General features: G+C 62.9%; 8 protein-coding genes and 1 tRNA gene. 8 read left to right on the top strand and 1 reads right to left on the bottom strand.

Annotation, left to right across the window (positions count from 1 at the left end):
- Positions 1-97: 97 nt before the first annotated feature.
- Positions 98-165, bottom strand: a tRNA-Phe gene (locus AC2VON_RS02340).
- 174 nt (positions 166-339) lie between these two features.
- On the opposite strand from AC2VON_RS02340, the gene AC2VON_RS02335 reads away from it, so the two are divergent.
- From AC2VON_RS02335 to AC2VON_RS02300, 8 genes are all read left to right on the top strand, one after another.
- Positions 340-1,866, top strand: a complete 1,527-nt coding sequence (locus AC2VON_RS02335) for a rolling circle replication-associated protein (protein ID WP_486951494.1) — start codon at positions 340-342, stop codon at positions 1,864-1,866.
- A gap of 512 nt (positions 1,867-2,378) precedes the next feature.
- Positions 2,379-2,585 carry a hypothetical protein gene (locus tag AC2VON_RS02330; RefSeq protein ID WP_486951493.1) on the top strand — a complete coding sequence of 69 codons (207 nt, stop codon included), beginning with the start codon at positions 2,379-2,381 and terminating at the stop codon, positions 2,583-2,585.
- Positions 2,586-2,712: 127 nt separating this feature from the next.
- A complete protein-coding gene (locus AC2VON_RS02325) occupies positions 2,713-3,357 on the top strand; it encodes a hypothetical protein (protein WP_486951492.1) in 645 nt (214 codons plus the stop codon).
- A gap of 138 nt (positions 3,358-3,495) precedes the next feature.
- Positions 3,496-4,665 (top strand): ImmA/IrrE family metallo-endopeptidase, encoded by a 1,170-nt coding sequence (locus AC2VON_RS02320; protein WP_486951491.1) that lies wholly within the window; start codon positions 3,496-3,498, stop codon positions 4,663-4,665.
- Positions 4,665-5,153 (top strand): DUF4411 family protein, encoded by a 489-nt coding sequence (locus AC2VON_RS02315; protein ID WP_486951490.1) that lies wholly within the window; start codon positions 4,665-4,667, stop codon positions 5,151-5,153. Before AC2VON_RS02320 ends, AC2VON_RS02315 begins: the two co-directional genes overlap by 1 nt.
- Positions 5,154-5,301: 148 nt before the next feature.
- Positions 5,302-7,242, top strand: a complete 1,941-nt coding sequence (locus AC2VON_RS02310) for a type I restriction-modification system subunit M (RefSeq protein WP_486951489.1) — start codon at positions 5,302-5,304, stop codon at positions 7,240-7,242.
- 77 nt (positions 7,243-7,319) lie between these two features.
- The gene (locus tag AC2VON_RS02305; protein ID WP_486951488.1) at positions 7,320-8,477 is read left to right on the top strand and encodes a restriction endonuclease subunit S; all 1,158 of its coding nucleotides are present in this window, start codon (positions 7,320-7,322) and stop codon (positions 8,475-8,477) included.
- Positions 8,477-11,286: type I restriction endonuclease subunit R (locus tag AC2VON_RS02300; RefSeq protein ID WP_486951487.1), on the top strand; the 2,810-nt coding region annotated here is incomplete at its 3' end. The genes AC2VON_RS02305 and AC2VON_RS02300, both read left to right, overlap by 1 nt.

The following is an 11,286-nucleotide window of genomic DNA, read 5'->3' as shown; positions in this document are numbered from 1 at the left end:
TCGTGCGGCCCCAACCTGGCCCCATAGAAGGACCGCATGGCCGCCTCGCTGGCGCCACGTTCACACGCTGATACGCTTCTCACCTGCATAAACACCGTGGTGGCCAGGGCCGGGATCGAACCGGCGACCTTCCGCTTTTCAGGCGGACGAGATAGCCACTGACCTGCGGTTTATCTGAGTCTATGCGTCGCATGCGCCGCATTGAGCTGCGCTGACGTATCCAGTCTGTCCGACGAACGGACATAAACCGGACACGGTGCTTGCACTCCTGACCAGGAGCTTCGGCGCTGCCGCTTGCGTTGTGGGCGGCGTCGGAGCCTCCGGGGAGCAGGCACCCCGATGCCCAGCATCGACCCAACAGCCACCGACTCGAAACCATCGCTGGACGGCTCATCGTCACCTAATGGACCACCGCCATTCGGGCCCGGTTCCGCGGGTGCCTCGGTGGACGGGAGATCGCGAGCGCCCGAGGCCGCCAGGCCGCAGGGCGGGAGAGCGACAGCGGTCGGCCGTACGTCGACCGAGGTACCCGGCCTCAACCCGGCCGCGGCCGGCGGGCTTGTTATATGTGCCGAAAATGTCCGCGAGTCGGTTGGCGACGGGATCGCGACCGGCGAGCTGCGGGCGATCGATGCTTTGGGGTTGCGGTTCCCGACGCCCGAAAAGGTCACCGCGGCCGCGGCACTGTTCGAACCGGCACCACCGTGGGCCCGTGGTCCCGGGCGTCGCGGCGTCGAGCCTGAATCCGGGCGGTTTCGCATTTCGGTCGGTCCTGGTGTGGTTCGGCTCGGGTGGACGAATCCTGTCCGCGCCGAAAAGACCGCTGAACGGGCCGTCGGTCATCACGAGCGTGACGTCGACGACGCGAAGTTCAATGTCAGAAGAGGCCTCGAAAGCCACGCCGGGCAAGGTGCTCGGGCCGTCGGGTCTTCGATCCGACGGAGTCTTATGCGAAGCGACCAGTCTGGTACTGGCGGTGTCATCACCGAGTGGTCCAGGAAATCTCGGTCGTCGATGTGCCGCACCTTCGCCGAGCTCGACTACAGCCCACTGGTGGAATCGGGTCGAGTCCCTGCCATGGTCACACTCACCTACCCCGGAGACTGGAAAGTAGTCGCTCCGGACGGGGCCAGTGTCAAAAGACATATGGTGTTGTGGCGTAAGCGCTTTCAGCGCGAATATGGAGAGCAAGTCCGCTACATCTGGAAGCTGGAGTTTCAACGACGCGGCGCGCCACACATCCATCTATGGATGGCGCCACCGATCTGGCCCGGACGGTCAGGCCGAAGCTTCGCACAATGGCTCTCGGACACGTGGGCTCAGGTTGTCGATCATCCTGATGCCGAGCAGAAGGCACGGCACCGGCTGGCCGGCACCGCGATCGACGTACGAAACGGCCTGAAAGCCTGCGACCCCAAGCGACTCGCCATCTACTTCACCAAGCACTCGTCACCGAACATGCACGGCGACAAGGAGTATCAGCACATCGTTCCGGAACTCTGGCGGCAGCCAGGCCGAGGACCTGGCCGATTTTGGGGTGTATACGGATTGAAGAAGGCGATTGCCGTCGTGGAACTGACCCAGGATGCGTACCTCGCGGCACGCCGAATCGTCCGGCGCTGGTCACGTAACCAAGCAGTGTACGGCGATTCATCCAGCCGCTTCCCCACCGCCGTGATGCCGCGCACGGCCATACGGCAGGTCCCGCGAGTCGACCGTGAATCCGGCGTCACGATGCATCGGCGGGTGCGACGACGACGACCGCTCTGCAACCAAGGTGGGCTGGCTGGAGGATACGCACTCGTGAACGACGGTCCAGCGTTCGCTTCCCGCCTCGCCGCGAGCATGGCAGTCCGACGTTCGTGACCAAGGCGTCGAACTCGGTGGGCACGGTTCGGTACGCGCTGCCAACTCTCATCTTGTTTGGGCGTAGCTGTACGCAAAGCCGAGTCGTAGGGTCCGAACATGACACCATCTCTGCCACAATTCCATTCACGTGCACGACGGCTGCCAGCCTGGCGACGTTGGATACTCAACGGGTTGTGCAACTTCGACCGTCGTACGATCCATGACTGGTCAGCCCACATGAGAGATCACCTCGATCGAACCGGCGGCGCCACCCCAATGCAGACCGCCCGATACATCGTCGATCTGCTCAGCCACGTAGAGGCGCTCAGGTTGGCGACCGCAATCCTTGCTGCACAGGGCAACCCTGCAGGCCGCTACCAGCTGGCCGACGCCACCCTCGACTTGAGGTCCACCTTCCAGTGTCTATGTGAAGCACGGAACCAGCTGCTCAAAGCCGCTCGCGCTGAGCGCGTTACCTACGATTAGTTCGCGTAGGGGACTGTGTCAGTGTGGTTCGATAGATTCCCGCCATGGTGACCTACCTGCTGAGCGACACCCTCAGAGGATGGGTGCTCTACGACGACGAGGGTCGGACGGCACTGCTCGCCTCCAACCTCAACACGGCCCTTCTCGATGCGGCAAAAGCGATGCGAGACAACGGCGAACCTGTGAAAGGGTATTGGGCGCTGCTGTCGAACGAGGAAATCATGACGCTGCGGTTCACACCCCACCCGTAGCCACCGGATGAAGGGCAGTACTCCAGGTCGACCGTACGGTCGTGGCCGAAACGACGTTCCCGTCTTGGGGTCGTCTGCTGTTGTCGGACCCCACACTTACGCTGATCCCGATCCAAGGAGGACAGGTATGAATAAGGCCGAGCGTCTGTGGAATCTGCGCGACGGAGTGCTCGCGTGGCTATACGAGCTGCGGATCGAAGGAGCCAAGATCGCCGAGGCGAAACCTACGGCCTTCATGGAGGCGACTTCTTGGTCTGACACCGAGGTGACCCGCGAGGAGTTGAACACCGCACTGGAGTGGCTCATGGAAGAGGGCTATGTCGACGGCACCGGCACCATGCAGAGGATCGTTGTCCGGCCACACCTGACCCCCTACGGTGAGAAGTACGCAGCGTCGGGTAAGTCGGTGCGTGACCTCCCCGGTGTCGCCGAGGTGCAGAATCCGTATCTGCACATCGAGGGCAGCAGCGGTATCGCCATCGCCTTCAACAGTCCCGGCGCCACACAGACCGTCACCGTTCAGCAGGCGGTCGAGCAGGCCCGCAACCTTGCTGACGTGATCGAGCAGGCACTGCCCGCGATGACCGACACGGCGGTCCGTGCCGACGCCGAGGAGCTGGTATCGGAGATCCGCGGCGAGTCGAACTCGGACTCCCCGTCTCCAGGCCGGGTTAAGACGTTGGCCACCACGGCGATGACCGCGATCGCGACGGCGGCCGGCACCGAGGCCGGCAAAGCGATCATCGAGGCGGCCTTACCGCTGCTGTCGTGACCGGCGACATCACCGTGACCCGCTGCGAGACGAGTGAGCTAGGACTTGTATGTCGGTCGTCTCGGTTGAATCTCATCGGCGGGGTCGGCGCGCCCCGCTGTGCGGGCTGCGGCACACTGACACCGTGCGCGAAAGGAGGTGGCGGGCACCGTGGTAGTACGCATCAGTGTCGCCCCCAGCCTCCTGGAGTGGGCCGTAGAGCGTGCCGGCTGGGACGACGAGACCACACAGCGCCGAGCCCCGAAGCTCGATGAGTGGATCAGCGGTGTGCGTCAGCCGACCCTCAAGCAGTTAGAGAGCTTCGCGCAGGCGACTCATACCCCGTTCGGCTTGTTGTTCCTACCTGAACCGCCGAATGAGCCAGTGCCCATCCCGGACATGCGTACGGTCGGCAATGCCACGGTGCCCCGCCCGTCCGTCGACCTGCTGGATACGATCTACATCTGTCAGACCCGACAGGAGTGGTACCGCGACTACGCCCTCGACCACGGCGCGCCCCAGTTAGAGTTCGTAGGCTCCGCGACCATCGACACGCCCGTGGCCGACGCAGGGCGGGCTATCCGCGAGGCCATTGACTTCGACCTGACAGAGCGTGCAGTGTTCACGAACTCCGACGATGCGCTGCGGCAGCTGATCGACCGCATCGAGGCCATCGGTGTGCTCGTGATGGTGAACGGGATCGTTGGCGGTGACACGCACCGCGCCCTCGACCCGGAGGAGTTCCGCGGTTTCGCGCTCTCCGACCCGATCGCTCCGCTGATCTTCGTCAATGGCGCCGACACCAAGGCCGCGCAGATCTTCACCCTGATCCACGAACTCGGCCATGTCTGGCTCGGCGGCAGCGCCCTGTCCGACGCCGCGATGGTGGTGCGCGAGGGCGTATCCGAGGAGTTGTGGTGCAATCAGGTCGCCGCCGAGGTCTTGGTCCCGCTGGCCGCACTCCGCCGCGACTATCAGGGCGAGCCGACACTCCAGGAGCTGACACGTCTGGCGCGCCGGTACCGGGTGAGCACGTTGGTGATCCTCAAGCGCCTGTTCGATGCACGCTTCCTCGAATGGGACGACTACCGGGCGCGATACGAGGCGGAGAGAGATGCGGTCATCGAGCTGGCGAAGCGCCGCCGCGGGGAGAACTCCGGCGGGAACTACTACAACACGCAGCCGCTGCGCCTGAGCCGCCAGTTCGCCCGTGCAGTTGTCACCAGCACCTACCAGGGCGATACCAGCTTCCGGGACGCCTTCAACCTGCTCGGGACAAAGAAGCATGAAACCTTCGCCCGCCTGGCTGACGAGATCGGGGTCGGTTGATGTACCTGGTCGATGCGAACGTCCTCATCGAGGCGAAGAATCGCTATTACGCCTTCGACATCGCTCCCGGGTTCTGGGAGTGGCTTGAAGGTGCTCATGCCGCCGGCGAGGTGGGTAGCATCGACGCCGTCCACAAGGAGTTGGTCAGCGGTAACGATGAACTGGCGGAGTGGGCGAAGGCGAACAGTTCCTTCTTCCAGCCGATCGATCAGGCCACGACGGCACACTTCCCGACGCTCACCGCATGGGCGGCGTCTCGCCCGTTCACCCCCGCCGCACTCGCGGCGTTCACCGGCAACCAGGCCGACTATCAACTGGTGGCCCACGCACGTGGCCACAACCACGTCCTGGTGACCCACGAACTCCCAGAGCCCAACTCTAGGAAGCGAGTGAAGATCCCTGACGCCTGCACCGCGATCGGCGCCACATTCATGGACCCGTTCGAGATGATGCGGCGCACCGGAGCGAAACTGGTACTCGACACCTGACCTGGTGATTGTCACCGCCCGGCGACTCGCCTCGTCGTAATCACCGCTGCGCGACATGCAGCCGTGGAATCTCTTCGAATGCCCCAACCTCGATGTAACGTTTCCGATACATTTTGACGGGTGACCGAGACCGATCGAGGGCAACGCAGTGGCTGACGCAGCAAACAATAGGACGACCGCGCGGATCGTGTGGGACACGGCCGACAAGTACCTCCGAAACATCGTGGACGAGGAGGACTACGGCGACTACATCCTCCCGTTCACCGTGCTTCGCCGACTGGAATGCATGCTCGCGGACACCAAGGCGGAAGTGACCGCGCTCGTCGCGTCCCTCGCTGGGATGCCGCCACACCTGATCGACATTGCGGTGAAGGACAAGTTCGGACTGAGCTTCTACAACGTCTCGCCGCTCGACCTCGCGACGATCGCGTCGGTCGACGACAACGTGGACAAGTCCCTGCAGAGCTACATCGACGGCTTCTCGAACAACATCGCCGACATCTGGACCTCCTTCGAGTTCAACCGCCGCGCAAAGGTTCTCGCCGACGCCAACCGCCTTCTCGCCGTAGTGAAGCACTTCTCGAAGCTCGACCTGTCGCCGCGGGAACTCGCCAACACCGCGATGGGCGATGTGTTCGAGGACGTGATGTACCGGGCCTTCAACAAGAAGGGGAAGGCCGCAGGTAACTTCTACACCCCGCGCGATGCGATCAAGCTCATGGTGGACATCTTGATCACCAACGATGACGACGGCCTCGCGGGCGAGAGTGCCTTGCGCTCCATCTACGACCCGACCGCCGGCTCCGGTGGCATGCTGCTCGTCGCGCAAGACGCGCTCAAGCGGATGAACGGGAAGATCGACGTCACGCTTTATGGGCAGGAACTCATGCCGTCAGCGTTTGCTCTCGGCAAAGCCGACCTGTTGATCCAGGGTGGCCGACCTGACGCGATCAAGCAGGGCAACACCCTCGTCGAGGACTTGTACGGGGATCAGACCTTCGACTACGTGCTCTCCAATCCTCCGTTCGGCAAGGACTGGGAGGCAGACGAGAAGGCGGTCAAGGAACAGGCCAAAGTACACGGGTCGCGCTTCAGTCACGGTCTGCCGAGCACCTCTGACGGTCAGATGTTGTTCCTGGCCCACTGCGCATCGAAGCTCAGCCCGGCGGCGAAGAACGGTCAGGGCGGACGAGCCGCGGTTGTCTCGAACCAGTCGCCGTTGTTCAACAGCGACAACGGGCCGAACTCGATCCGTCAGTGGCTCCTTGAGGAAGACCTAATCGACGCGGTCGTGGCTCTACCCACGAGCATGTTCTACGGCACCGGTATCGCGACCTACGTCTGGATCCTCGACACGAACAAGGATCCCGACCGTAAGGGCAAGATCCAGCTCATCGACGGCTCCGGCCAGTGGGACTCTCTGCGGAAACCTATGGGCGACAAGCGCCGCGAGATGGGGAAGAACCATCGGGAAACGCTGATGGAGGCGTACAAGGCGTTCGATCAGGCTGACCCGGCGATCTCTCGCGTGATGACTCCTGAGGACTTCATGTTCCGCGACGTGCCTGTGTACAAGCAGGCGCGCTTCGCGACGCGCTTCAGCGACGAAGTTGTCGACTCGCTGCGCAGCCGCCGCGACTTCGCCGAGACGCATGCGGCCGTTCTGCGCTCTCTTGACGGCACCCGTTGGAACGACCTTCCGAAGTCGTTCCCCGAGGCCGCGAAATCGGCTGGATTGAAGACCCCGGTCGGTTTGGTTGATGCCGTGATGAAGGCGATGGCCGTGGAGGATGACTCTGCACCCCTCGCAGTCGATCGGAAGGGCAAACCCGTGATCGTCGCAGGATGGAAGATCACCGAGCGCGTGCCTCTGAGCGAGGATCTGGACGAGCACATGGAGCGCGAAGTGCTGCCTTACGCGCCTGGCGCTCAGTGGGACGAGTCCAAGGCGAAGCACGGCACAGACATCCCATTCACCCGGATCTTCTACGTGCCCGAGGAGCCTCGCCCGTTGGCGGAGATCGACACGGAGGTCCAGAAGCTCATGAGCGAACTTGGGCGCCTCTTCATGGAGGTGAGCGGGGAGTGAAGGCTGTTCCACTCTGGTCGCTGGCTGACATCCGCCCGTCGAATGTGGACAAGAAGTCTGATCCCTCCGAGCCGGGGGTGCGGCTCGTCAACTACACGGACGTCTACTACAACCGTCGAATCACCGCGGACCTGGACCTGATGGAGGCCACCGCGTCAGCCGAACACATCGAGCGATTCGGGGTTCGGCCCGGTGATCTCATCATCACGAAGGACTCAGAAACGTCCGATGACATCGGGATTCCAACACTGGTCGAATCCTCGTCAGACGGCATGGTGTGCGGCTATCACCTGTCACTCCTGCGCCCGTACCGCGACCGAGTTGACCCTGGGTTCCTCTATTGGTGCCTGGAGTCCAGTGATACGAAGGGATACTGGCTCACTGCGGCGTTCGGGGTAACCCGTGTTTCGATCCCACACGGAACTGTTGCGCGCCTACCTGTCCCAGCGGTCGATCTTGACACTCAGCGCATGATCGCGGCTTATCTTGATCGCGAAGCCGGTGAGATCGATGCGATGCTCGCCCAGCTCGATGCTCTGGTCAATGAACTCCAGGACCGCGTTCGCATCGTTCAGACGAGAGCCGTTTTCGGGCTTGGAGACGGCTCTGCACATGGGAGCCCGGAGCCGAACTCTGTTCTCTCCGGCGTCCCCGAGCACTGGGGACGTACCAAGTTCGGATACGCCTTCACCGAGAGCACGGAGCGGAACGGTGAGAACCCGCCAGGGCCACTCCTTTCTATCTCCGAGTACAGGGGCGTGGAGCTGAACACCCGGACCGAGGGCCAACAGGCGTCGCTCGATGTCTCGAAGTACCGCGTCGTGCGACCCGGGCAGCTCGCGGCGAACATGATGTGGCTAAACCACGGCGGGGTCGGGGTGTCGTCGCTCACCGGGTACATCAGCCCCGACTACAAGGCATTCTGGATCTCGGACCGGTTCGAGCCACGCTACGTCCATCACCTCTTCCGAAGTTCGCGGTACATCGACTACTTCGCCGCCATCGCGACCGGCGTCCGACCGAACGCGCAGCGGGTGACCAAGACCGTGCTGGACGCGACCCCGGTCCCGCTTCCGCCCCTCGACGAGCAAACCCGGATCGCCAACCGGCTCGATGACGCCACGGCCCGCGTCGATGCCATGCTTGCAAAAGTCGCCGACCTCAAGGCTCTGCTTCTGGAGCGCCGCGCGGCGCTCATCACCGACGTCGTCACCGGTCGGAAAGAGGTCACCTGATGAGTGATGCGCAGCTGATGGAGTCGGAGTTCGAGCGCAACCTCTGCGCCGAACTCTCGGAGCGCGGATGGCTGTACGAGAACGAGGGCAATCCGACGGGTTGGGACATCGGCCTGGCGATGGTCCCCGCTGACGTACTGCACTGGCTCGCAACTCAGTACCCCGACGAGTACGAGAAAGCCATACCCGCAGACCTCGTCGACGAACAGAAGACCGCAGCCGAACGGAAACTGCTGCAGCACATAACCAAAGAGCTGGCTAAGCAGACGAAGATGGACGCCACCACCGGTCACCCCGTCGGGGGTCTGCTCGGCGTGCTGCGCAAGGGCTTCACCTTCGCCCAGGTCGGTCGCCCCGCCGCGAAGTTCGGGCCGATGATGGTGTTCCCGCCCGCGAACCCCAACCTCACCGAGGTGGTAGAGGCTGCCGACTCGGTGCGTCTCCGCGTCCTGCGTCAGGTGCGTTTCGACACGGCGACTAACGAGACGATCGACGTGGTACTGACGGCCAACGGTCTGCCGGTCGTGACAATGGAGCTGAAGACCGACAACACACAGACGGTCAACCATGCGATCCGCCAATACAAGGAGGACCGCCGGCCCGGGAAGAACCGGGCACTGCTCGCGCCCGGCCGCGCCCTGGTGCACTTCGCGGTGTCGAACGACCTCGTCTACATGACCACGAAGCTGGAGGGCGAGGACACGGTGTTCTTGCCTTTCAACCAGGGCAACGAAGGCCATGAGGGGAACCCCCCGTCGGGTACCGGGTCATCGACGAACTATCTGTGGCGCGAGATCCTCGCCCGCCCGAAGTTCATGCGCATCCTGAAGGACTTCGCGCTGTTCGAGCCGAGCAAGTCCGGCAAGAAGGACGGCCGGTTGGTGTTCCCTCGCTTCCACCAGCTGCGCGCGGTCGAACGCGTCGTCGGTCACATCGAGTCGAACGGGACGGGCAAGCGCTACCTGATCTGGCACTCGGCCGGCTCCGGCAAGACGAAGACGATTGCGTGGCTCAGTCACCGGCTGATCCGGCACATGGGTTCGGACTCTACGTCGACGTTCGACTCGGTCATCGTTGTCACCGACCGCAACGTGCTAGACGAGAACATCCGCCACGACATGAACCTGGTGCAGTCCAGCAAGGGCCTGGTCGTCAGCGTCGGGGAGAAGTCGGGAGCGAAGTCACCCCAGCTGAAGAAAGCACTCATCGAGGGCGACCACATAATCACCTGCACCCTGCAAACGTTCCCTGAGGTCATGAAGCTGATCGAGGACACCGAGGAGCTGCGTGGTCGCCGCTGGGCGGTTGTCGCCGACGAGGCGCACTCCTCGCAGTCCGGTTCCGCCGCTCGGCAACTCAAGGCTCTTCTGGCCGACGTTGAGCTTGACGAGGACGACGAGGACATCAGTGCCGACGACCTTCTCCAGGCCAAAGACTCGGCGATCGCTGCGTCCAGCAACATCACGTTCGTGGCACTCACCGCGACACCGAAGGCGAAGACGCTGCGGCTCTTCGGTACCGAGCGCAACGGCCGTTGGGAGGCCTTCGACACCTACACGATGGCGCAGGCGATCGAAGAAGGCTTCATCCTTGACGTCCTGACCAACTACTCGACATACGACATGTTCCTCAGAGTGAAGAACACGTTGGAAGGCGATGAGTCCGAAACCGAGATACAGGTCGATACCGGCGAGGCGGTCACCGCCATCGTGCGTTACGCCCGCCTCCATCCGACGGCTATTGCCCAGAAGGTCCGAGTCGTAATCGAACACTTCCGCCGGAATGTCATGCACTTGCTCGGCGGCGAGGCGAAGGCGATGGTCGTCACGAGTTCGCGAATGGAGGCGCTGAGCTGGTCAAAAAAGATGAATGCTTACCTCGACGAGCGGGGCTACACCGACATGAGGACGTTGGTCGCCTTCTCGGGCTCGCTTACGGATGAGGACATCGGGGAATCCGTCACCGAGGTCTCGCTCAACGGTCGAAGCGACGTCGCCCGGGCATTCCGCGAGGAAGGAATCTTCCGTGTCCTCATCGCTGCGAACAAGTTCCAGACCGGGTTCGACGAACCCCGGCTCGTGGCAATGTACGTGGACAAAAAGCTCTCCGGCGTCGCCACAGTACAGACCCTCTCACGGCTGAACCGTATCTACCCTGGCAAGACTGCGCCGATGGTCGTCGACTTCCGTAATTCCCCTGCCAGCATCGAAGAGGACTTCAAGCTCTATTATTCGGACGCGCACGTCGAGGGGGATGTTGACCCGAACGCTCTCTACACTCTTGCCGATCGTCTCGACGTTGCCTGGTTCTACACCGGTGACGAACTCAAGGCGGTCGCCGATGCCTACCTTCAGAATGCCGGCGGAGAAGCGATCGCAAAGGCGCTCTCGCCCATCAAGAACCGATGGACGGGGCAGCTTAGGCAGGCGGCGCTGAATAAGGACAAAGCTCGACGCGAAGAGTTGGTGAGCTTCCGTGCCGACGTGCTCGGATACCGCAACGCCTGGCAGTTCCTTAGTCAGATCGTCGATTACCAGGATCCCGACCTGCACCGCAGAGCAATACTCGCGACGCTGCTGGGACGAAACTTGCGCCTAGACGGCAACGACCACGACGACAGCTACCTCGACGGTGTGCAGCTCTCGGGCGTGAAGCTTGTGCCGTCGGCAATAAACGAAAGCCACTCGCTGCGCGAGGGCAGCAGTGAAGGCATCCGACTTCCGGACTTCGACGGAGAGCGAAAAGGCTCCGGGACACCCAAGCGAGGGCCTCTCGGTGAGGCGATCGACAAGGTGAACGAGATGTTCCG

Source organism: Mycobacterium sp. TH-M82, from assembly GCF_057473605.1.
The sequence above is the reverse complement of the archived record's forward strand: the minus strand, read 5'-3'. Positions and strand labels throughout refer to the sequence as shown.